This is a genomic window from Martelella sp. (assembly GCF_984369615.1).
The window spans coordinates 1-21,237 of record NZ_CFHTCS010000033.1; the positions used below are offsets into that span (position 1 = coordinate 1).

Consider the following 21,237-nt stretch of genomic DNA (forward strand, 5'->3'; position numbering starts at 1 on the left):
GAACGTTTTCCTATGTCCTGAAACAGCGCCAGGGCACAAAATTCTAGACAGTCTCATGCGTAGTAGTAGTAAACGATCTTTCCGCTGGCCAGTTTCTTCCTGACCTTGTGCACGCCCTTAAGCTCTGTCACGACGTGCATCCTTCTCCCTCCAGGCGAAATAGTCATCGAGACTATTCAGATTTTCCGGCTGAGACCGGTCGACGAAATCGTCTTCCGAATTATTCCCGTTATCTCCGTTGATGACAACCGTGCCATCGGGGCGAACGCTGACGGTGCGAACGTCCACGCCGGCGGCTTTGACGGCCATGATGGCGCGCTTAACGGCGTCCAGTGTGAATGGAATGGTTCGGCGTCCCATGGCTATCTTTTCCTCCATGCGTCAAAGTCTTTGACCATCTCGCGCCAGCGCGCGGCGGCTTCGTTGCTTGTGTTCAGCTCGGTTCGGCTTGAAATGGCGAGGACCGATCGCACGCGCGCGGCGACGCGATCATCTGTCAGCGGTCGGGCGAGGGCGTGCCGGGCTTCCATGAACGCCTTGAAGGCGGGTTCGCTGCATTTCATGGCGCATTCGGCGGCATAGTTCTTTGCCGGCCTGCCGCCCCGTGCCTCCAGTTCCATCTGCAAGCGTTCGATTTCAGTCCGGCGCCTTCGGTCGAGCTTGGCCGCTGCGTCGATCATTCGGATCAGGTCGGCCGGTATCTCGACATGCTTGAGCAGCAGTTCGCGGTTTGACACGGGGCAGGCTTGAGGAATGGTGCTGATGATATCCGGTTCCGTCGTATCCACGCCGTTTACCTCCAGATGCAACGCCTCGTGATCGGTCGAGATCTGGTCGATCGGCACAGCTGAGAGCACTAATGCCCGGTAGGCTGAAAGGCGTTCTTTGGCTCCAAGGTGTTGTGAAGTCATCACGTTCTACACCGCCAATGCAGCAAGTGCGGCTTCGATAGATGCGAGTTGAAAAATCGCAATGAAGGCTAGGGCGATTGTGCCGATGATGACAGCTATCAGGCTGGCCCGGTGAAGCAGCAGGCAATCATCGATTGTAAGTGGATGTCTGTGCGGCGAACGCAGCATCATCTCTTCGGTTCGTTGGCCTCTCAGATAGTGTGCCGTTGTTCCGCTTATTTTGGGGGTGGATGAGCCTTCTTGTCGCCGAGACTGATACATTTTCATCAGGTGTGCGTCCCTTGCCATTTTCAGCAAGAGTGCAAAATGCACATTACGAAGTCAAGCCATTATGTGCAAGATGCACACCAAGAGAGCCAAACGTCGTTGAGCGACGACTACGATGACGGCAAGAGCTGGTAAGTGACGCTAGACCGGCTTTATCCAGTCAATAGGAGCTGCCCAACGGACGTGCTGATCTGGGATGTCTGAGAAGTTGGGATTGAGGCTTTGCAGGGTCCATGTATTGGCTTCGCTGCCCTGGCGGAGGATTTTCACAAAGATGCGCCCGTCGCCAAGCTCGGCTATACATCGCTTGTTGATCATGGTGTCTGGAGGCAGAAGTCGCGAGTAATAGAGTAGTGTCCCGTCCTCGTATGCGGGAAACATGGAATCCCCGCAAACCCTAACGGCTACGGTTTCCAGCGGCGCATTGCTCGGTACTTCCACATATTCGACATCGCCATTGTCAATTGCCTCCACCTCGGCACCCGCTCCAACTTTTCCTTTAAGCGGGACGCCTCGTCTGGGGCTGTTGCCTTCGCCAGTCAGCAGCCAAGCAGGGCTGATGCGAAAGGCCTTTGCGTACTTCTCTGCTGCGCGAGTGATGCCCCGCGTCCCGTTTTCATGCTGAATGTAGGTGTAGTAATTCCAGCCAAAAAACTTGGCTGCCGACTTTGCGTCGGAGAAGCCACGGGCAATTCTGGCTTGCTCTAGCCGTTTCGATTCTTCTGGTCTGTCATCAAACACCATAATGTGCATATTGCACGGCGTTGGTGTGCGTTTCGACTTGACTTCGGAGAGTGCGTTATGCACACCATCGCCCCATGATTTGCGAAATCGACATAAAGGAACTCCGCGCCCGCCGAGGCTGGTCTCGGAGCGAAATGGCTGAGTATTTCGGTGTCGACACGTCCACGGTGTGCCGTTGGGAGAACCTGGGCATACCTAAGCGCGGCGCAACCCGGAAGACTTTGCAACGAGAGTGGGCAGCGTGCCTTGCCTCCGGGAGCGTGAAATGAGGTTCTTGGGCGCGGAATCTTCCAGTCTCTGGTGTGCGATTTTCCCTCTCATTCGAGTGGCTATTGCGCCTCTGAGTGAACTCAGAGGCTTGGCTGTGCTTGGCGGCGACAGTGCCTCGATAGCAGGTCCTAACCGGAAGCGCCGTGAATGCTTCCCCCGAAACCATTCTCTCAAAGAGGTGCTGTGATGGAGCGTTTGCTGGCACAGAAGGCTGTCGATGGCCTGCGCGAGGCTTCCCGCCGTTCGGTCGTGCAGGGCGGCGGGCCGGAGCGATTTCAATATGTGACGCGGGTGACGCAGGGGCAACTTTCGAAATGCTGGACCCATGACCCCAGCCGGAAGACCCAGCATGTGATGGCGATCGACATTGCCGTCGAGGCCGACATGGAGGCCGGCGCGCCGGTGATCGTCGGCGAGATGGCACGGATCCTCGGTTATCGGCTCATGCGCGATGACGGGGCTTACAGCGCCGGCGGCGGGCTGGGTATCGCCGATATCGGCGCGTTTCAGGATGCTTTTCACGCATTGTCGCAGTCCATGATCCAGGCCGTTGCCGACGGCAAGGTCGATCCGCGCGAAGCGGCGGACATCCTCGAAAAATACGCGAACTTCATGCGGGTTGCCCACGCCGTGGAGAGCAAGACGCATGGCTGCGAAGGCGAGGTCTGACATGACCATCGAAACGCAACAACCGCGAGACACGAGCCGCTGCCGGATCACTTCGGTGTGCGGCTTTTCCTTTTGCAGCCGCTGCGGCGGCAATGACTACGATGACAGGCCGTTTGCCTGCGTCGACCTGACAACGATGGAAGGCTCTGGAGCGATGGCGACACGAAAGACCAAGACGGCAACGACAGCGGCCAAGCGGGCGGAGCCGCCGCCACAGATGCAGCGTGAGGACCGGCGCATCGTCGCCGACAAGATTGCCGATGTCTACGACGACGAGGGCTATATCGCCCCGTGGACGGATGAACTCGTGGCGCAGGATCTGGGCGTGCCGCGCGCTTGGGTCGCGGAGGTGCGCGATTTCATGTTCGGGCCCGCGAACGAAAATCCGAAGCTCGCCGAATACCGGCGCCTGCATTCGGAATGGAAGGCCGACTACGAAAAGTTCCGCTCGGAGTTGGCTGCTCAGAAGTCGGACAGCAAGCGCCTGCATAATACCGCGCTCGATCTGCAGCGCCGAGCCGAGGAAATCAGCGTTCAGCAGAACCGGATCGTTCGGGAGTGCAAGCTGTGAGCGCGGTGAGGATTACCCGAATTCTTTGCCCGCATTGTGCAGGGCAGGGCTATCTGGCCGGCAATCGCCATCGGTGCCCGGTGTGCTGCGGCAATGAGCGGATATCTGCCGACGATGCCCGTGCCTATGCCATGGCGCAACGGCGCATGTCTGATGCCCTTGGCGCCGGCGAGCTGTCATGGCCACAGAAGCGGAAATGCGCGGCGATTGCCGAGGGCATCTATGAGCTTCTGCAGGAACTGCCGCCCTGGCGCGCGCACCGGAGGGCGACAGGATGACCGAACTGCGTGTTCTTGTCGGCTGCGAAACTTCCGGTGCGGTGCGTCGTGCCTTTGCCGCACGCGGGCATGACGTCTGGTCATGCGACGTTCTGCCGGCCGAAGACGGAAGCAACCGGCATCTTGTCTGCGATATCCGCGACATTCTCGATGACGGCTGGGATTTGCTGGCCGTGATGCACCCACCGTGCACGCGGCTTTGCAACAGCGGTGTGCGCTGGCTTTCCGGCCCGCCGAAGAATGCTCCGAACGAGGCGACCCTTGCGGAGAAACAGGCTTGGCCGGTTCTTTCTGTTGCCGACCGAAGAGCCATCATGTGGCGGCTGCTGGATGAAGGCGCGGCGCTGTTTTCCGCCTGCTGGAATGCGCCGGTCGACCGGGTGGCGATTGAAAACCCGGTGATGCACCGGCACGCAAAAGAGCGGATCGTCAACTATCAGAAGCCGGCACAGACCGTGCAGCCGTGGTGGTTTGGCAACCGGGCGTTCAAGGCAACCTCATTCTATCTGCGCGGACTGCCGCCCCTGACCGAAACCGATCGGCTGGAGCCGCCGAAACCGGGCACGGACGAACACAAGAAATGGTCGATCGTGCATCGGGCCTCGCCGGGGCCTGACCGCTGGCGGCTGAGATCACGAACATATCCGGGCATTGCCAGCGCAATGGCCGACCAATGGGGTGGGGCGGCCTTGTCGGTTGCCGCTGCCCTCAACGATGTACTGGAGGTGGCGTCATGAGCGAGGTACCGTATACCCGCCTTTGCCTGTCGGACAGTCAAGATTTACACAAGGTCATCAATATCGACATCGAGGGCAGCGGCGAGCGCCTTTATGGCCGATATGGAGCCATCTGCTTTTCCGTTTTCGATATCCGACAGGTAGGGCTGGGAAATGCCGGCCTTTTCTGCCAGCGCCTTCATGGTCAGGCCACGGTATTTGCGCCACACGCGCAGGCGGCTCTGGCTCTCATCGGAAAGCGCGACAATCAGTTCGTGCGGATAGGTTTCTTCTCCGGCTTCCACGCCGGCCATGACCGCGCGGGCGCGCAGGCTGTCGAGCATATCATCATAATCGGCTTCGCGCAGCAGCACGTAATTGTTGCCTTCGATGGTGATCTTCTGAACTTCGGCCATGGCGTGTCACTCCTTGTAAATGCCGCCGCGCGGCCCTGCGTCGATGATCATGACGATCAAACCCTGATCATCAAGGATGATGCGGTCGGAACCGACGCGGATGCGAAAATAGGGGCTGCCCTGCAGCTTCTTCAAATCGACCGTTTCACCAGCCGCGAAAGCCTCGATCCTGGCGATGATTGCATTGCGGCGCTTTGGTTGCATGCGCTGAATGCTCTTCATTGCAGCCTTGGTGTAGCGGATCGTCTTCATGTGTTGAATATAGCTATAGGCGATATTCTGCGCAAGCTAGAAATCGTATTTTGCTATAATTCAAGACCTGGTGCCATGGAGGCTTTGCCATGAGCGAGATGCCGTATGTCCGCTTTTACATGTCCGACTGGCTTTCTGCCACGCGCGGCATGAAGGCTGCCGAAATGGGCGTGTATTTCACGCTGCTGGCGCTGATGTATGAGCGCGGAGAGCCGCTGACCGAGAACCACGAGCGGCTGGCGCGGCAGTGTGGCTGCACGAAAAAGGTGTTTTCCCAATACCTCGATGTGTTCCTCGATGACGGGAAAATCATCCGGTCGGAGGGCGGTCTCTGGAACCGTCGCGTGGAAAAAGAATTTCAATTTCGCGAAAAAATTTCGGAGCAGGCAAAAGGGGCCGCGAAAAATCGCTGGGAAAAAACCAATAAAAACAAAGGCGGTTCGATGCGACCGCATAGCGACCGCAATGCGGATGCAATGCGTAAGCCAGAAGTCAGAGTTAAGAAAGAAAGTGTTCCTAAAGGAACACCAAAGAAATCGCCCAAATCGGTTCTCTGCGATGTGCTGTCGCCGGAGGTTGCCGATGCCGTCATCGAACATCGCAAAGCACTCCGCAAAAACCTGACCGTCCGGGCTGCCGAACTGCTCACACGGCGGTTTGCGCTGATGCCGGATCCTGACGCTGCGGCGGAAACCATGATCGGTCGCGGGTGGCAGGGTTTTGAGCCGGGCTGGATGCAGGAACGGCAGCAGGGTGCTCCCCGGGCATCGCCCGCCAAGCCCTCACGCGGCGACGAAATCAGGGATCACAATCAGCGCGCTCGGGACAGTTTGCGCAAACGGATGGGACAGGACGATGGCAGCGAAGATCGTAAAATTATCGACATCAGCCGGGGAGATTGGAAGGTTGCGCAAGGCACTTGAGCCGGCGAACGAACGGCAGTCCGATATCATGCTCGATGCGCTGATGGACCGTGGTTTTGCGATCCCCGACAGCGTCAACGCCGACAAGGCCGGGCAGTTCTATGCCGAGGCGATGCGGGGCAAGCCAATCGGCGCGCTTCGCCGGGTGTTCGAGAACCTGCGGCTCGGTCGATATCCGAAATTCCAGTCGTTTCTGCCCAAGCCTGCCGAGCTTTCCGCCCTTGTCGATGCGGCTGCCAAGCATGACCGAGACCTGCTCAGGATCGAGCACGAACAGGCGGAAGCGGCGAAAGAACGGGAGGCGGAACGCGCCCGGCGCTACCTGACCCCGGAAGAGCGCGAGCGCCGCCGCCGCAGGGCGAGGGCGGTGCGGGAGATGATCGGCACTGCTACCGAAGCGCGGAAGGTGGAGGAGAGCGAGGATGACTGAGGCTGAGAATCGCAAGGCCGTGCGCCGGGCCTTCCTGAAATTCTATCGGCAGTGGCCGACATTTGGCGATGACAGCGACGAACGGGCGTTTGTCGAATGGCAGGCGCTGCAACCGGAAGAGCGACAGGCTGCCGATGCCATGTTGCCGGGGTTTCTGGCGTTCGAGGCGATGAACGGCCGCACGGTGAAGTTTGCGGCCAGCACCTATCTGCGCGAAAAGCGCTGGACGGCAGTGCTGGAGGGGCTGGAAGGCGCGGGCGGTTCGGTGATTGCCGCGACCTTCGGCAAGGCCTGGATGGCGGAACGCTTTGCCCGGCTTGGCGAACCATGCGCACGACTGCCGGCGCTGACGCGGTTTCAGGAACTGGAAATCGCCGAGGGCCGGGCAGACCGCAAGGCGCTTTGGCGCGAACGCATGGCCAAGATGGGCTGGACGTCCGTTAACGCCATGAACGATCAGGCCGTCCGCTTTCCTGGCAAGGGCATGCGGGTTTCCGGCGAGATCGCGCTGCTTGGCGCTGACTTCGAGGCGGTGCGGGTTGGTGGCGATCAGTGGGCGGCATGGGAGGCTGAGCATGCGGCGCGCGGCTGGCCGTTTCTGCCAGAGATGGGTCGGGTGGAATGGGTTTATTTCCCGCCTCTTGGAGCCGGAACGCCGGGCGAAGCGCTGGAGACGTTCTTCGGCAAACTGGACAGGGCGAAACAGCTGGAGGCGGCGCAATGACGGAATATCGGAAGATCGGAACCTCGGTCGATCTGGCCTATGGCCTGAAATTCGAGGATCGGCTGCGGCTGATCCGGCTTTCCGGCCGGTCGGCACTGGCCGAGAAGGCGGCGAATGACGCGCCGTGGTATGTTTTGCGGGTGATGACCGGGCGGGAGCGGGCCGTTTGCGATGCGCTGACGGAGTGTGGTGCCGAGGCGCTGTCTCCGACGCGAAAAGGGCCGAAGCGGCGACGTCGGCACAAGGTTCTGCCACCGCAGGATATTCCACTGATGGCCGGCTATGTGCTGGTGCGGTTTGCTATGTCGGACACGGCGGTCAGCGCGCTGCTGGGCTTCGAGCATGTACGTGGGGTGCTTGGCGGGTGGCTCAGCCCGTTCGCGCTGGAAAACGACAGGGTTGTCCGGATCATGCAGAAAGCCGGCGATGGACGGTTCGACTGGGAGCGAGTCTCGAAGATCGTGGTCGTTGCGGGGGAGCGGGTGCGCATCGGCGAGGGGATGTTTGCAGGGCTTGAGGCCGACGTGGTCACGCCCAACAGCAAGGGCAAGGGCGACGTTGTGGTCGAGGTGGATATGTTCGGGCAGAAAACGCCTGTAAATTTGCCTCTTGCAATTCTCGAAAAGTTATGAACTTTATAGAGGCATTGGTTGATTCGGTTCTCAGTGACCTTCGCTCTCGCGCCCGAACCCCGCCCTCACGATAGCCGATCGGCAGATGCGATTGAGGGCCAGTGCGTAAGCTATATCTTTCTTCAACTTTCTGTTTTATACTTGAGTTGGTAAACGCAAGACGGGTGCGCCGTATTTTGGTTTACTTTTGGCTGAGGCGGATCGTGAGAGCGATCCGCCTTTTTGCGTTTAGGGCAAAAGGGAATTTTGCCCATTTGCTCAATGGCAATGTACCCGACCAACACTGTTGTCCATGTGACAACACTGACCTTGAGGCGAACTCTTTCGACAGCCCCCTCCATGAGCGCTGACGGCGGATGCAGTCAATAATGATATCAGAAATACCGAAATAAACTTGTTCATTGCTTCCCTCCTGACGTTGAGGGAAACAGGATAGATTAGAATATTCTAATTTGTATATAAACAAAACGTATTAGTCTCCTTCTATCCGCCCAATGATATTAATCGACTGAAATAGTATGCTCTCCGCCCATATCGACATCGACCTGACGCGCTTCGAGGCGAAGCTGACGTCGGCTGAGCGCCGTGACCTGCCGAAGGCGGAAGCGCTGGCGCTGAACTGGCTGGCCTATGACGGCATGCGGGATGTGCGGGCGAAGATGAAGGTCGTGTTCGACCGGCCGACGCAGCGGGCCATTCGCGGGATCGTCTACGATAAGGCGAGCGAGCGCCATCCGGTATCGGCCGTCGTGGTCGGCGGATCGGGCCGCAAGGGCGGGCTGCCGGCGGCGGCCTATCTCGGCCCGGAAATCCACGGCGGTATGCGGCGGCACAAGTCGTTTGAGGAACAGCTGATCGGCCGGGGGCTGATGGCTCGCAATCAGGTGGCCGTGCCGGCGGATCGAACGCCGCTCGACCGCTATGGAAACATGACGCAGGGTTTTCTCAATCGCGTCATGCGGGATCTTCGGATCGACTATCGCGGGGCAGGGGCAACGCGGGTTGCAAACGGTTCGAAACGGCGGAAGCGCCGGGCAAAACCCAACCAGTTCTTCGTGCCGGAAGGGCGTTCGGACCTGTTCCCGGGCGTCTGGTTCTCGGGACGGACGGACCGGGAGTTCTATCCGGTCATCCTGTTCGTTCGGATGACGTCCTATTCGGAGCGGCTGAAGCTCAATGAGATTGTCGCCGACCTGGTGCGGCAGAAAAAGGACCGGACATTCCGCCGGGCTTTCAAAAAGGTCTTCCCGAAGACCTGATCTCAATCACACTCAACATCGCGACGGGTCCTTCCTGGGGCCCTTTGCCACGCGGGTATTTGGCACCGCGCGGGTTCGTCAGTCTGAGCCCGAAACAGAAGCCTAAAGTCCAAGCCTAAATTAAAGTCAGAGGTGAGTTTAGCCACCATGGAAACCATGCCGGACAGCATGAGCAAGGCCGAGTTTGCGGCCCTGATCTCGGTATCTGCGGGCCGTGTCTCGCAATATCTGAGCGCCGGCCAGATCCATGGCAAGGCGATCGAGGGCGAGGGGCGGTTTGCTCGTATTCGCCCCGATGTCGCCATCGGCCAGCTCGGCCTCACCATCGATCCCTCCCAAGGGTACGGCGCCAACGGAAAAGCCCCTACAGCAACATGCAAGAAACAGGCTGATTTCCCGCGTGCCGAGCGCCGGGCGAGCGCGGCGGAACTGCCGCTGCGCTCGCCTGCAACCGAGGAGGAAGAGGAAGACCTTGCCGAACAGCTCGCCCGCGAGCGTCTGCAGCAACAGCGATATAAGACCGCCCAGATGGAGCGGCAGGAAAAGGCGGAAGCCGGGATCTATACCCGCACCGAGGATGTGCGCCGCGAGATCGGCCGGGCCTCGTCTGAAGCCTTCAAAGTGATGGAACAGGGACTGCCGGATCTGGCAACGGCCGTTGCCGAAGCTTTCAATTTTCCCCAGCGCGATATCCAGAAGGCGCTGACACGCAAGTGGCGCGAGATCCGGGTGAAGGCCGCAGCGGTGTTTCGCGAGGATCGTGATGCGACGCCGGAGATGATCGAGGAAGAGGCGGGCGCCGAATGACCATGCTGTTCAATCCCGAGCGGCTGATGTTCGAGGCGCTGGCAAACGCGTGCGAACCGCCGCCGCCAGTCGACTATCTTGGCTGGGCGAAGCGCAATATCGTGTTCTCCGAACGCATCTCGGCGTTTCCGGGACCATATCGAGAAGACATGTTCCCGTTCTTCTCCGAGATCCTGCGGGCATTGTCGCCGGACGATCCGTGCTCGATCGTCACGCTTTCCAAATCCGCCCAGGTCGGCGGCACGGTGCTGGCGAACATCTTCCTGCTTGGCACGCTCGACCTCGACCCTTGCGATTTCCTCTATGTCCATCCGACCGAGGAAAACGCCTCGCGCTGGTCGAAGACCAAGCTGATGCCGCTCCTGCGCGAGACCGTGTCGGTCCGCGCGCTGTTCCCAGAAGCCGGTCGCGATGGCGGCAATTCGATCCTCTACAAGGAACGGGTCGACGGGCGGGGTGCTGTACAGGCGGCCGGCGCCAATTCGGCGGCCGGTCTTTCGATGATCTCGCCGCGCGCCCAGGTGCAGGATGACCTTGCCAAATGGGTCTATAACGAGGCGGGCGATCCCGAAAGTCAGGCCGACAGCCGGTCGAAGGCCTTCTTCAACCGCAAGGTCTTCAAGATCTCGACGCCGCTGATCGCGCCGGGATGCCGGATCACGGCCAATTATCTGGCCGGCACGCAGGAACGCTATCATGTGCCGTGCCCGCACTGCCATGAGCTGCAGCCGCTCGAATGGGAGAACATGCGCGATCACATCGATCCGCAGCATCCAGAACAGGCCCACTTCGTTTGCGTTCATTGCGGCTGCGAGATCCACGAGCATCATCGCCAGTGGATGGTCGACCCGGCAAATGGCGCCGACTGGGTGGCCAAATATCCGGAGCGGGCGCGTTATCATCGCTCGTTTCATATCTGGGTGCCGTATTCGCCGCTTGAAAGCTGGGAGGCGATTGCCCGGGCCTGGCTGAAGGTCCAGTCGGGCGGGGAAGATGACAAGGAAAAGGGCGCCGGCGCCGAGCAGGTGTTCTTCAACGATACGCTGGGTCTTGCCTATGAGGCCGACAACAAGGCGATTGCCTGGGAAGACCTGCGCGACCGGGCCGAGGAAACCGGCTTCCGGCGCGGTGTGGTTCCCGGCGACATGCTCGCACTGACCATCGGCATCGACGTCCAGGGCGACCGCGTCGAATGGCTGCTGAGAGGCTGGGGCCGCAACAAGATGAGCGCGGTCATCGATTATGGCGTGATCGACAGCCGAGCGGGCAGCCACCTGCCGGGCTATCGCGAGCATTCGGGCCATATCTCGGAACATCAGGTCATGGAGGCGCTTGACCGGCTGATTGCCAAACGCTGGCCGGACGAGAACGGGCGGATGCGCGATGTCGACCGGGTCGCGATCGACGGCAATGCCTATACCGAAGATGTCTGGTTCTGGGCCCGGCGCCATCCGCGCTCGAAGGTGATCATGGTGCGCGGCGACAACCGTGATGCTGCGCCCTTGCTCAGTCAGGTACGCGAATATGACAAGCGCGGCCGGCCGAAGAAACAGAAATGGTCGACGCGGTTCTTCAACTTCAACGCCTCGGTGATGAAGATGGGAATTTACCGTGACTTCCGGAAGGACGATCCCGAACAGCCGGGCTTCATCAGCTTTGCCGTTGGTCTCGGGGATGCCTTTTATCAGCAGGCAACATCCGAGGTGCGGACCAAGGAAAAGGACCGCAACGGCTATCCGCGCTGGGTGTGGAAACTGCCAGACGGGCAGCGCAACGAAGTGCTCGACATGCTCAATCAGTCGCGCGCTGCCGCCATCCGGCTCAACGTGCCTTACTGGACGGACGAGGAATGGGACGCGCGGGCGGAAGACCTTGCCCGTCAGGAACCGGAGGAGCAGGGCGATCTCGAAGACCTGATCGGCAACCTTGCCGTTGCGGTGAAAGCCGTCAGCGATGCGGGCAAAACGCCGGACGAAAAACCGGCCGCTTCACCGGTGTCTGATCGCGTTGCGGCGGCGATGCGCCGGGCCGAACGGGCGGCGCAAAGAACCCGACCGGGTTAAGACAACAGGAAAGATATCATGCTTTCGACAGACGAACGGCTGATGCTGGAGACCCGGCTCGGCGAGGCGAAGCTTGCGCTTCACAGGCTGGAGATCGGTCAGCGCGCGGTGACGCTGTCCTATGATGGCGAGAGCGTCACATACAGCGGCGCCGACCGTTCAACGCTGCGCGCCTATATCCGCGACCTCGAAACGAGGCTGGGCTTTCGCCGGTCGTCGCGGCCGCGCGGGCGGGGAGTGATCTTCGGATGACAGTGGAAATTCTCGGACCGGACAGCCGGCCGCTTGCCGCCGATGTGCGCAATGCCGCCCGCCTGCAGGCTGCCCGCAACCGGCAAATGGCAGCTTCCGTGTCGGGCGAGGCCGTGACGCGGGCAGCCTATCAGGGCGCCTCCTATGATCACCCGAGCTTTGCCGGCTGGAAGGCCGGCAATTACTCTGGCCAGTCGGCGCTTTCCGTCTCGCGTTCGACGCTGGTCGACCGGCTCAACGATGTCGCCCGCAATGATGGCTGGGGTGCGGCCGGCACGTCGCGGCTGGTCGACAACATCATCGGCGCGGGCTGGAAGCTTGCGGCGCGGCCGAACCACACGACGCTAAACCTCACCTTCGACCAGGCCGAAGAGATCGCCACGCAGATCGAGGGGCTGTGGCGGGACTATACGCAGGATGTCGACATGTGGTGCGACGCCGAGCGGACGAAGAACATGGCCGGCATTCTCGGCCTTGCCGCGCGCAATCGCTTCGGACCGGAAGGCGAGAGCTTTGCCGTCATCGTCTGGCAGGACGATGCGCCGCTGTTTTCCACGGCGGTGCATATGCTCGATCCGGCCCGGTGTTCCAATCCGAAGGGTATGCTCGACAGCGAGTTTCTGCGCGATGGCGTTGCCATTGACGGTTACGGCGCGCCGGTCGGCTATCACTTCCGCCGAAGTCATCCTGGCGATGTCTATGCCGGCAACACCAAGCTCTGGTCCTGGGAATATGTGTCCCGGTCGACCGAATGGGGCCGTCCGGTCGTGGTTCATGCCTTTGATCCGAAACGGCCGGGCATGACGCGGGGGGCTTCCGACTGGGCGCCGATCATGCGCTCCATCAAGCAATCGACGGATTACGAGGATTTTGAAAGTCAGGCGGCGATGCTGAATGCCATCATGGCTGCCTTCATCGAAACCCCGTTCGATCCCGAAGAGATGATGGCCGCGCTCGATGCCGATGGCGGCGAGGGCGCGCTTGGCAGGATCTATGGCGAGATGTCGGAAGCCCAGAAGGCCTATTATGGCGCGGCCCCGATCAGCCTGCCGGGCGTCAGGGTCAATACGCTGCTTCCCGGCGAAAAGGCCAATCTGACGAAGCCGGAACATCCGAATGCGAACTTCGAGGTGTTCGTCAATGCGGCGCTGAGAAAGATCGCGTCGGCCGTGGGGCTGACCTATGAGCAGCTGACCATGGACTGGAGCCAGGTGAACTATTCCTCGGCCCGGGCGGCGCTTCTGGAAATCTGGCGCGGGTTTACGGCCAAGAAGAGCAGTTTTGCCGCCCAGTTCATGGCGCCGATCTATCGGGCATGGCTTGAGGAAGTCTTCGACAAGGGACTGATCGACCTGCCGGCGGGCGCTGTTGCCTTTGAAGACAACCCGGCCGCCTGGTGTCACGCCGACTGGATCGGCCCGGGCCGCGGCTGGATCGACCCCTTGCGGGAAGCGCAGGCCGCCGGCGAACGGCTCGACAGGAAGCTGACGACGCTGCAGCAGGAATCGGCCGAACAGGGTCGCGACTGGAAGATGGATGCCGACCAGCTTGCCCGCGAGGCCCGCTATTATCGTAGTCTCGGCCTGAAGCATCCGGCGGAAATGGAAAACGGCACGACCGGCCACGATGGCGGTCCATCATTGGACGAGACCGATCAGGACACGGAAATCGAGGAAGGCGTCAACGGCCGAAGCGGCAGCAGTCGCGGGGCGGAGCGCTCCGCCCGGCGTCATCCCCTCGGCATTCCACAGATCGGAAGGCAGCCACGATGAACTATCCCGAAATCGCCAGCCGCATGTTCAACACTCCGCTGATGCTGCAGCCGGCCAAGGCCGACACCATCGCCCGGGCCTTTGCTCCGCGTGTCCTCGGCCTGCCGGAAGGGGACGGCGGGCAGATGGGCCTGATCGGCGAGAAGATCAGAACCGATGTCAATGATTGGGGCGAGAAGACCTATCGCGGCGTTGATCGCCCGATGGATGGCATCGGCCTGATCGAGATCGAGGGCTCGCTGGTCAACAAGGGGCGCTGGATCGGCAAATCCTGCGGCATGACCTCCTATGAGGGAATCGGTATCCTGGCCGATGACTGCCGGGCGGACGACAGCATCCGCGCCGTTGTCATCGAGGTCGACAGTTTTGGCGGCGAGGTGACGGGCGCCTTCGATTGCGCGGAAAAGCTCTTCGAGCTGTCGCAGGTCAAGCCGACGATCGCGGTGCTGACGGATCATGCCTGTTCAGCCGGTTACCTTCTGGCCTCGGCGGCCCGGCAGATCGTGTTGCCATCGACCGGGCTTTGCGGCTCGATCGGCGTCGTCTCGGTTCATGTCGATGTCAGCGGCTGGCTGAAGAAAGAAGGGCTGAATGTCACCATCCTGAAGGCAGGCGCCCACAAGGCCGATCTCAACCCTTATGAGGCCATCCCCGAGGATGTGCTGGCGCGCGAGCTTTCCGAGCTGGAAGAGCTGCGCGTCGAATTTGCCGAGACGGTTGCCCGGTATCGTGCCGGGCGGCTTTCGAAAGACCAGGCGCTTGCCACGGAGGCGGGCGTCTATCGCGGCGCAAAGGCGGTATCGGCAGGGCTTGCCGATGCCGTGGCGCGTCCCTCGCAGGTGCTTGCCGCCTTCGGGGCTGAACTGGGCCGTGCGGCCTGAACCCTCAACGACCAAGGATAATCGATATGTCGAATGTCACGCGCGGCCTGTCCGCAAGCGTGCTCGCCGCCATGCGCGGCGGCAGGGCCGGAAACCGGATGGAAGACGATCCGGAAAAGGAAAACCCGGAGGAAGAGCTCGAAAACGAGAAGAAGGATCCCGAAGCCAAGGCGGAGGATCCTGAAGAGGAGGCTGCAGGCGAGGGCGCGCCCGGCGATGATCCCAAGGGCGACGATCCCAAAAGCGGCGATCCCGAGCGCGAGGACGAACAGAAGACCTCTGCCAGCGCATCCGCCCGCGCCGATGAACGCTCTCGGATCCAGGCAATCCTGACGCATCCGAAGGCCTCGGCCAATGCCGAGCTTGCCGGGCATCTGGCCTTCTCGACCGCCTATTCGGCGAAAGAGGCGAGCGCGATCCTGAATGCCTCGACGCCCTCGGCTTCAACGGGCGGCAATCGCCTTGCCGATCGCATGGCGGGCAAGACCCCGAAGCTCGGCGCCGGCGGCGCACCTTCTGCCCAGTCTGAACGCAAATCGCTGCTGGCAGCTGTCGGCGGCGCCATCAATGCGCGGCATGGCCGCCGCAACACTGGAGAGTGAGACCCATGGAAACGGCAAGCTTTGCCCCCAATGACCTGATCGTCGGCGACATTCCGGTCGTCACCCGCACCGTCACCATTGCCAGCGGTCAGGACCTGAAGCGCGGCGCGGTGCTGGGCGAGATCACGGCGAACAGCAAGCATGTCCTGTCGCTCGCCGCCGCCAATGACGGATCGGAAGAGCCCGCCTGCATTCTCGCCTTCGATGTCGACGCCTCGGGCGGCGATGTCGAGGCGCAGGCCTATTTTGGCGCGGCCGTTGACGCCGCAAAGCTCGACCTTGGTGCCGGCCATGATGCGGCAAGCGTCGAAGAGGCCTTCCGCCGCAAGGGTGCTGCCCTCTTCGTGCGCAGGCTCGACTGAACCCTTTCCGCCATCCCTGAAACAAACAGAAAATCAATGCCATGAGCGACCTTCTTCTCAATACGGCGGAACTGGTGACGGTTCTGCCGCCGCGCGACCGGCCGGAAGCCTTTCTGCGCAACCGCTATTTTGCCACCACGGTTCTCTCCGAACAGGAGGAAATCGTCTTCGACCGGATCCTGCCCGATCGCGAGCTCGCCCCCTTCGTGCACCCGGACGTGCCGGGCAAGGATGCGGCCAATCGCGGCTTTACGGCGACCAGCCTGAAGCCGGCCTATGTGAAGCCCCAGAACACGCTGCGCCCCTCCGGCAATCTGATCCGCATGCCGGGCGAACAGCTTGCCGGCGCGGTCTCGCCCGAGCAGCGCTATGCCTACAACATCGCCCAGATCCTGGACGACCAGGACATGCGCATCACCCGGCGCGAGGAGCTGATGTGTTCGGAAGTCCTGCGCACGGGCCGCGTGATTGTCGAGGGTGAGAACTATCCGACGCAGACGGTCAATTACCAGCGCGCCGCAGAACTCACCATCGCGCTTTCCGGCGCTGCCCGCTGGGGCGAGAGCGGCGTCGATCCGTATGACGATATCGAGGACTGGATTGACCTTCTGGCGATCACCGATGGCTTTACCGCCCGCGAGGTGACGCTTGGCCCGGGGGCGGCAACGCTGCTGAAGCGCTCCGAACGCTTCCAGAAGATGCTCGACAATCGCCGGCAGGCCTCCGGCTCGATGGAGTTCGGCCCGGTCTCGACGGGCGCCGAAGGCAAATATTCGGCCGTCCTCGGTCAGATCGGGGAGATCACCTTCCTGCAGTATTCGCAAGGGTTCACCGTCGGCGGCGTCAAGCGCAATTTCTGGCCAAGCTATGGTGTGGGCATTCTCGATCCGCAGGGCTTCATGGGCCACTTCGGCTATGGCGCCATTCTGGACGATCAGGCGCTCGTGCCGATGGAGCGCTTCCCGGACATGTGGCGGGAGAAGAACCCCTCCCGCACCATCCTGCAGACGCAGGCAGCGCCGCTGCCGATCGCGCCGGAACCGAATGCCAGCCTGTTTGCGCTCGTGCGCTGATCAGGACCGGGCGGCGTAAAGCCGCCCGCCTTAACCAGACAATCACGGAGCAAAAACAATGGCAACAACGAGAAAGTTCAACACGACGGTGAAGATCGGTGGCAAGACCTATGCGCCCGGCGAGGATGTGCCGGTCTCGAAGGGCGGCCTGAGCGAGGCCGATGCCGACAATCTCGAGAGCGTGTTTGGCAAATGGCGCAAAGAGGGCGACACGACGATCGACAAACGCATCACCGCGCTGATAGAAGAGCGGGATGCGCTCGCCGATCGCGTCGCGGCCCTGACCAAAGAACGCGATGCGCTGGCGTCGAAAACTGATGGCAGCGAGGGCCTCGCCGAACTGACCGAAAAGCTGGAGGCCGTCACCGAAGAGCGTGACCAGCTTGCCGAGGACAATGCCACCCTGGCCGACGAGTTGAAGAAACTTCAGGCGGCGGCCGATGACAGCAAGTCGGACGGGGACGACACGGCGAAGGACAAGACATGAGGATCGACCGCCCGGCGATCTTTGCCGGCATGGGCGAGGCCTTCGCCGGCACGTTCGGCAATGTCGATTGCCGCTTCACCATTGCCGGCGTCGGGCTTCCGGATCCGGTGCGCGGCATCCTGCGGCAGAAACGCGAGCTGGAGCTTGCCGATGAATTCGGCCGGCAGGATGTCGAGGCCATCACCCATGTTCTGTCCGTACCAGTATCCGGGCTTGAAGAGCTCGAAGGCGAGCGCGACAGCGTCGCGATCGATGGCACGACTTACGGGATCCGCAATGTCACCGATGACGGGCGCGCCATGCTGAAAATCTGGCTGCGAGGCGATATCTGATGCCGCATCTTCGCACGCAGATCTTCGACGCCATCCTCGCTCGGCTGTCTGCCATTCCGGAGTTTGCCGGAGACGGCAAGGTGAAACGGGCGCGCACCAGCGCCATCCGCGAAAGCCTGCTGCCGGCCCTGACCGTGACCTGGGCCGAGCATCAGGAGACCGCCGAAATCCGGCCCTGCGCTGGACCGAACGGGGAGGTCGGTTATGACCGGCGTCTGCCCATTGATGTGATCGCGCACTTCAAGGCCGAGGAGCCGGATATCGAATTTGACCGTATTGCCGTTCTGGTCGAGACCGCGCTCGGGCAGGCGATCAAGCTCGACGGGCTGGTGATCGAACTGACGCTGTCGGAAAGCCGCAGCTTTATCGATCGCGCAACCGGGATTGCGCTTGGGGTCGGAGCGCTGACCTTTGTGGCGGAGTACAAGACCGTGGCGATCAATCCGACAGTGTTGTCCGTATAGGAAATGCGGGCGGGATATTACCTGCGCGGCCCTACACGGGTCTCGTCGGCTCGTCCGTACCGAAAATCTGTCGGCAATAATAGTGGACCTTGGCTAGCTGCCTTCCTGCCCGGTTGTCTTCGTAGGCCTGCGTGGCGTCTTTGAGGTGCCAGTAAGGTTTCGTCGTCTGGTGGGCAGTGGGGTGTACTGCTCGGCTGAAGCGATCCGTGAAACCAGCTTTTTCCAGCATGTGCGCGGCGGTATTACCCAATGCGAGGATATGCGTCGGAGAAACCCTTGCAACCTCGTCTTGCAGCACCTCCCGGCAGAGATCGTCCAGCGCCTTGTCCCGCGCGACCACGTTCTTTCCAGCGAATATTTTGTACGCATCCGTCAACCACACTTCGTAGCCGGCCTCAACGCAGGACCGGACGAGCTGCCAGATGATAGGATAATGCCTGTAGCTGTGTCGGAAACGCTCATTATCGATGCCGAAGAAGGTTCCCACTGTCACCTGGCCCGGAGCATCGTCTTTCTTTCTCAGAGGATCTTGGGCGCAAAGAACGATGCGGCCGCAGCTTGGCTTTCTGGGAGAGATCAGGCACGGAAGATCATAGCCGATCGTACGGTCCTGGTATGGAGCCAGAAGCGAAGCGAGTTCCTTCGAAGGCCTGATCTCCGGCATTTTTCGGTCATTCGTGTGCCCGTGATAAAAGTCATTTCGAAGACCTTCCGAAACGCGGTTCAATTCATCAATTGAGAAAAGCCTCGTTTGCGATTGTATTGCGTCGGCCCAATTGGCCTCATTGAAGAGCAGGTCACCGTCAAAGACGGGGCTAACTGGTTCGGACATTTCTTTCATTTGCTTCTCTATCAGTGGTTTCGGCAAAGGGGGCTACACAAAGCAGCTTTCCTTGCTGGCATTTACTGCTGCGAACTTCAACCTCAACGAGCCGTTTCTTTTGTTGCCATGAGACGGCGAGCAAGGAGCTCTTCTATGAACCCCACTTCCAAAGAGGGCGGTCTCGACCAGCCCTTCTGGTTCGGCGCGCCTGTCGTGCCGGATGACAATGTCGATCTGCCGCAGGCCTCGACCCTCTATCTGGGCGCGGAGGGCGATATTTGCGGCATCACGCTGGGCGGCACGGAAGTGACGCTGAAGAACCATCCCATCGGCTATGTGCTGGGCGTTTACGTCCGCGTCAAAGAAACCGGCACTACGGCTGGAAACATCGTTGCGCTCTGGTGAGCGCTTTTCTTCCCGAAAGGAATTTGCCATGGCACTGGGCCGCGAACTGATCATCAAGCGCAGGAACGACGCGACGGAAGAGTTTGAGATCGTCTGCGTTGTCGAGCAGCGCTCGCTCAACATCAACAATGAGGAAGTGGATACGACGAAGCCGGACTGCGATAATCCGGGCGGCGTGCTGCACTATTCCTCGATCGGCGGCGTCCAGTCCGTGCGCTGGTCGGGTTCCGGCGCCTATGTGAGTTCGGCAACGCAGGCGTTGGTTCTGGACGATGTGCTGAACCAGAGGAAGGCCGAATATCAGGTCACGGTGCCCTCTGTCGGAACGTTCGAGGGATTGATGACCATGCTGTCGGCGAACTTCCAGGGGGATAAAACCGGCGAACTCACCTGCGACCTGACTGGTGTGTTCCAGCAGGACGTCGCCTTTGCGGCAGCAGCCTGATGAGTGCCTTTGCCAATGAGCTGCGCGGCGAGGCGGCGGTGACGATCGGCAGCGAGAGCTTCGTTGTCGCCGTCACCTTTGCCGGCCTGATGCGCCTGTCGCAGGCCATCGGCGCGCGCACGATGGACGAGATCTATCAGCGCCTGCTCGGTTTCGAACCCTTCGCCGTCTCCTGTGCAATCCGCTGCCTTGCCGTTGCCGATAGCGACGAGGGCAGGGCTGCGCTTGCCGCCCGGGTGCTGTCGGGCAAGAATATCTCGGCTGCCGACCAGGCAAACTGGCGCATCGGCATCGAACAGGCGCTCACGGCTCATATCGAGGCGGGGAATGCGCTGCGCGAAACATCCTCGCCTCTGGAAGACGTGGAGGCGGCCGTCACCGGAAAAAAGCCTCGGACGACGTCCTGATTGCCGATCACGTCAGGACGTTATTCGAGCTTGCCGTATCCTCAGAACGGATCCACTGGACGCCGGCGACTTTCTGGGCCGCGACCCCTTCCGAACTCGTCATGGCCATTGCCGGCGTGACGGGCAAGTCCGCGCAGGCTTCGCCCGTCAGCCGCACGCGGATCCGCGAGATCGTCGCGGACCACGGCCCCCAAAAGTCCATTCGTCAGAAAGTTGAGCGAAGATGAGCAGACCGGACATTCCCGTCACGATCGGCGCCGATGATCGCGAATTCAGAACCGCGATGACCCGGATCCGGATGCAGGCGCGCACCGCTGCCAACGACACGGCAAGCTCGTTCCTGTCGATCCGGAAGAAGATCGGCGGTCTGGACGGCATCTTCGGGGCGTTGCGCGGCGGTCCGGCAGGCCTTGCCGCCTCGCTAGGCCTCGGCGTGATCGTCAGCGAAACGCAGAAGGCCGTCGACGCCGTGGCGGATCTCGGCAAGGCGGCGAAGACCGCCGGCGTCGATTTCGAGGCGTTCCAGGAATTGCGTTATGCGGCGGTCAAAAACCGTATTGAATTGAACGCCTTGACCGACGGCCTGAAGGAAATGCAGCTTCGCGCCGATGAATTCGTCAAGACCGGCGGCGGGTCCGCTGCCGAGTCCTTTCAACGACTCGGACTTTCCGCCAGGCAGCTCACCCGCATGCTGGAAGACCCGGCGGCGATGTTCGAAACGCTGATCGGAAAGATCCGCGATCTCGACAGGGCGGCGCAGATTCGCGTTCTGGACGAGATCTTCGGCGGCACGGCGGCGGAGGAATTTACGTCGCTGATGGACGATGCCGGCCAGAGCATCTCGGATGCCCGGGAAGAGGCCCGGGACATGGGCGCGGTGATGGATGACGAGCTTCTGCAACAGGCGGAAGACATCAACGCCGAATGGGAAACCATGGCGCTGATCATCGGCACCAATGTCAAAGGGGCGCTGGTCGATATCGGCGGGTTGATCAGCGGC

At 61.1% G+C, this 21,237-nt stretch carries 33 protein-coding genes; 26 read left to right on the forward strand and 7 right to left on the reverse strand.

The annotated features are described in order from the left end of the window. Positions 1–117 precede the first annotated feature (117 nt). The 4 genes from AC5DC2_RS04870 to AC5DC2_RS04885 form a co-directional block, all read right to left on the reverse strand. Complete coding sequence (locus AC5DC2_RS04870; RefSeq protein WP_491697675.1) at positions 118–360, reverse strand: hypothetical protein; 243 nt, start codon at positions 358–360, stop codon at positions 118–120. 2 nt (positions 361–362) lie between these two features. Beyond that, the gene (locus tag AC5DC2_RS04875) at positions 363–911 is read right to left on the reverse strand and encodes a hypothetical protein (RefSeq protein ID WP_491697676.1); all 549 of its coding nucleotides are present in this window, start codon (positions 909–911) and stop codon (positions 363–365) included. Between the two features lie 6 nt (positions 912–917). After that, positions 918–1,178: a hypothetical protein gene (locus AC5DC2_RS04880; RefSeq protein ID WP_491697677.1), complete on the reverse strand. Its 261-nt coding sequence runs from the start codon at positions 1,176–1,178 to the stop codon at positions 918–920. Positions 1,179–1,319: 141 nt separating this feature from the next. Further along, complete coding sequence (locus AC5DC2_RS04885) at positions 1,320–1,985, reverse strand: XRE family transcriptional regulator (RefSeq protein WP_491697678.1); 666 nt, start codon at positions 1,983–1,985, stop codon at positions 1,320–1,322. 11 nt (positions 1,986–1,996) lie between these two features. Between AC5DC2_RS04885 and AC5DC2_RS04890 the strand changes: the two genes are divergently transcribed. The 5 genes from AC5DC2_RS04890 to AC5DC2_RS04910 all read left to right on the forward strand — a co-directional run bounded on the left by AC5DC2_RS04890 (position 1,997) and on the right by AC5DC2_RS04910 (position 4,447). Then, positions 1,997–2,191 (forward strand): helix-turn-helix domain-containing protein, encoded by a 195-nt coding sequence (locus AC5DC2_RS04890; protein ID WP_491697679.1) that lies wholly within the window; start codon positions 1,997–1,999, stop codon positions 2,189–2,191. Positions 2,192–2,378: 187 nt separating this feature from the next. Next, positions 2,379–2,861: a hypothetical protein gene (locus tag AC5DC2_RS04895; protein WP_491697680.1), complete on the forward strand. Its 483-nt coding sequence runs from the start codon at positions 2,379–2,381 to the stop codon at positions 2,859–2,861. A 1-nt stretch (position 2,862) separates the two neighbouring features. Continuing rightward, entirely contained in the window at positions 2,863–3,432 is a 570-nt protein-coding gene (locus AC5DC2_RS04900) for a hypothetical protein (RefSeq protein ID WP_491697681.1), read from the forward strand. Positions 3,433–3,578: 146 nt separating this feature from the next. Continuing rightward, complete coding sequence (locus AC5DC2_RS04905) at positions 3,579–3,710, forward strand: hypothetical protein (protein WP_491697682.1); 132 nt, start codon at positions 3,579–3,581, stop codon at positions 3,708–3,710. Beyond that, positions 3,707–4,447 carry a hypothetical protein gene (locus AC5DC2_RS04910; protein WP_491697683.1) on the forward strand — a complete coding sequence of 247 codons (741 nt, stop codon included), beginning with the start codon at positions 3,707–3,709 and terminating at the stop codon, positions 4,445–4,447. The genes AC5DC2_RS04905 and AC5DC2_RS04910 overlap by 4 nt, the downstream gene beginning before the upstream one ends. A 44-nt stretch (positions 4,448–4,491) precedes the next feature. On the opposite strand, the gene AC5DC2_RS04915 is transcribed toward AC5DC2_RS04910, so the two are convergent. Beyond that, entirely contained in the window at positions 4,492–4,842 is a 351-nt protein-coding gene (locus AC5DC2_RS04915; protein WP_491697684.1) for a helix-turn-helix domain-containing protein, read from the reverse strand. 6 nt (positions 4,843–4,848) lie between these two features. Beyond that, positions 4,849–5,094, reverse strand: a complete 246-nt coding sequence (locus AC5DC2_RS04920; protein WP_491697685.1) for a type II toxin-antitoxin system RelE family toxin — start codon at positions 5,092–5,094, stop codon at positions 4,849–4,851. Between the two features lie 89 nt (positions 5,095–5,183). On the opposite strand from AC5DC2_RS04920, the gene AC5DC2_RS04925 reads away from it, so the two are divergent. The 16 genes from AC5DC2_RS04925 to AC5DC2_RS05000 all read left to right on the forward strand — a co-directional run bounded on the left by AC5DC2_RS04925 (position 5,184) and on the right by AC5DC2_RS05000 (position 18,157). Further along, positions 5,184–6,017, forward strand: a complete 834-nt coding sequence (locus tag AC5DC2_RS04925) for a YdaU family protein (RefSeq protein WP_491697686.1) — start codon at positions 5,184–5,186, stop codon at positions 6,015–6,017. Beyond that, positions 6,001–6,447, forward strand: coding sequence for a hypothetical protein (locus AC5DC2_RS04930; RefSeq protein WP_138749264.1), 447 nt, complete (start codon positions 6,001–6,003; stop codon positions 6,445–6,447). Before AC5DC2_RS04925 ends, AC5DC2_RS04930 begins: the two co-directional genes overlap by 17 nt. Beyond that, the gene (locus AC5DC2_RS04935) at positions 6,440–7,171 is read left to right on the forward strand and encodes an LvrA C-terminal domain-related protein (RefSeq protein WP_491697687.1); all 732 of its coding nucleotides are present in this window, start codon (positions 6,440–6,442) and stop codon (positions 7,169–7,171) included. Before AC5DC2_RS04930 ends, AC5DC2_RS04935 begins: the two co-directional genes overlap by 8 nt. Further along, the gene (gene nusG / locus AC5DC2_RS04940) at positions 7,168–7,803 is read left to right on the forward strand and encodes a transcription termination/antitermination protein NusG (protein ID WP_491697688.1); all 636 of its coding nucleotides are present in this window, start codon (positions 7,168–7,170) and stop codon (positions 7,801–7,803) included. The genes AC5DC2_RS04935 and nusG overlap by 4 nt, the downstream gene beginning before the upstream one ends. Positions 7,804–8,321: 518 nt before the next feature. Next, complete coding sequence (locus AC5DC2_RS04945) at positions 8,322–9,062, forward strand: hypothetical protein (protein ID WP_491697689.1); 741 nt, start codon at positions 8,322–8,324, stop codon at positions 9,060–9,062. A gap of 147 nt (positions 9,063–9,209) precedes the next feature. Then, positions 9,210–9,869, forward strand: a complete 660-nt coding sequence (locus AC5DC2_RS04950) for a hypothetical protein (RefSeq protein WP_491697690.1) — start codon at positions 9,210–9,212, stop codon at positions 9,867–9,869. Continuing rightward, positions 9,866–11,932 (forward strand): phage terminase large subunit family protein, encoded by a 2,067-nt coding sequence (locus AC5DC2_RS04955; RefSeq protein WP_491697691.1) that lies wholly within the window; start codon positions 9,866–9,868, stop codon positions 11,930–11,932. Before AC5DC2_RS04950 ends, AC5DC2_RS04955 begins: the two co-directional genes overlap by 4 nt. Positions 11,933–11,950: 18 nt before the next feature. Then, positions 11,951–12,184: a gpW family head-tail joining protein gene (gene gpW, locus AC5DC2_RS04960; protein WP_491697692.1), complete on the forward strand. Its 234-nt coding sequence runs from the start codon at positions 11,951–11,953 to the stop codon at positions 12,182–12,184. Continuing rightward, positions 12,181–13,956 carry a phage portal protein gene (locus AC5DC2_RS04965; RefSeq protein ID WP_491697693.1) on the forward strand — a complete coding sequence of 592 codons (1,776 nt, stop codon included), beginning with the start codon at positions 12,181–12,183 and terminating at the stop codon, positions 13,954–13,956. Before gpW ends, AC5DC2_RS04965 begins: the two co-directional genes overlap by 4 nt. Then, the gene (locus tag AC5DC2_RS04970; RefSeq protein WP_491697694.1) at positions 13,953–14,837 is read left to right on the forward strand and encodes a S49 family peptidase; all 885 of its coding nucleotides are present in this window, start codon (positions 13,953–13,955) and stop codon (positions 14,835–14,837) included. The genes AC5DC2_RS04965 and AC5DC2_RS04970 overlap by 4 nt, the downstream gene beginning before the upstream one ends. Before the next feature lie 26 nt (positions 14,838–14,863). Next, positions 14,864–15,439: a hypothetical protein gene (locus AC5DC2_RS04975; RefSeq protein ID WP_491697695.1), complete on the forward strand. Its 576-nt coding sequence runs from the start codon at positions 14,864–14,866 to the stop codon at positions 15,437–15,439. Positions 15,440–15,444: 5 nt separating this feature from the next. Beyond that, positions 15,445–15,801 carry a head decoration protein gene (locus AC5DC2_RS04980; RefSeq protein ID WP_491697696.1) on the forward strand — a complete coding sequence of 119 codons (357 nt, stop codon included), beginning with the start codon at positions 15,445–15,447 and terminating at the stop codon, positions 15,799–15,801. A gap of 41 nt (positions 15,802–15,842) precedes the next feature. Next, entirely contained in the window at positions 15,843–16,874 is a 1,032-nt protein-coding gene (locus AC5DC2_RS04985; protein ID WP_491697697.1) for a major capsid protein, read from the forward strand. Positions 16,875–16,932: 58 nt separating this feature from the next. Continuing rightward, positions 16,933–17,361, forward strand: coding sequence for a hypothetical protein (locus AC5DC2_RS04990; protein WP_491697698.1), 429 nt, complete (start codon positions 16,933–16,935; stop codon positions 17,359–17,361). Further along, complete coding sequence (locus AC5DC2_RS04995) at positions 17,358–17,693, forward strand: head-tail joining protein (RefSeq protein WP_036238117.1); 336 nt, start codon at positions 17,358–17,360, stop codon at positions 17,691–17,693. The genes AC5DC2_RS04990 and AC5DC2_RS04995 overlap by 4 nt, the downstream gene beginning before the upstream one ends. Then, positions 17,693–18,157, forward strand: a complete 465-nt coding sequence (locus tag AC5DC2_RS05000) for a hypothetical protein (protein WP_491697699.1) — start codon at positions 17,693–17,695, stop codon at positions 18,155–18,157. The genes AC5DC2_RS04995 and AC5DC2_RS05000 overlap by 1 nt, the downstream gene beginning before the upstream one ends. Positions 18,158–18,188: 31 nt before the next feature. On the opposite strand, the gene AC5DC2_RS05005 is transcribed toward AC5DC2_RS05000, so the two are convergent. After that, a complete protein-coding gene (locus tag AC5DC2_RS05005; protein ID WP_491697700.1) occupies positions 18,189–18,998 on the reverse strand; it encodes a uracil-DNA glycosylase family protein in 810 nt (269 codons plus the stop codon). Positions 18,999–19,133: 135 nt separating this feature from the next. Between AC5DC2_RS05005 and AC5DC2_RS05010 the strand changes: the two genes are divergently transcribed. The 5 genes from AC5DC2_RS05010 to AC5DC2_RS05030 all read left to right on the forward strand — a co-directional run. Further along, positions 19,134–19,385, forward strand: a complete 252-nt coding sequence (locus AC5DC2_RS05010) for a spike base protein, RCAP_Rcc01079 family (protein ID WP_491697701.1) — start codon at positions 19,134–19,136, stop codon at positions 19,383–19,385. Between the two features lie 28 nt (positions 19,386–19,413). Further along, positions 19,414–19,830 (forward strand): phage tail tube protein, encoded by a 417-nt coding sequence (locus AC5DC2_RS05015; RefSeq protein WP_491697702.1) that lies wholly within the window; start codon positions 19,414–19,416, stop codon positions 19,828–19,830. Then, a complete protein-coding gene (locus tag AC5DC2_RS05020; protein WP_491697703.1) occupies positions 19,830–20,237 on the forward strand; it encodes a hypothetical protein in 408 nt (135 codons plus the stop codon). Before AC5DC2_RS05015 ends, AC5DC2_RS05020 begins: the two co-directional genes overlap by 1 nt. A 50-nt stretch (positions 20,238–20,287) precedes the next feature. Beyond that, a complete protein-coding gene (locus AC5DC2_RS05025; protein ID WP_491697705.1) occupies positions 20,288–20,464 on the forward strand; it encodes a phage tail assembly chaperone in 177 nt (58 codons plus the stop codon). Continuing rightward, on the forward strand, positions 20,461–21,237 hold a 777-nt coding region (locus AC5DC2_RS05030; RefSeq protein WP_491697704.1), incomplete at its 3' end, for a phage tail tape measure protein. The genes AC5DC2_RS05025 and AC5DC2_RS05030, both read left to right, overlap by 4 nt.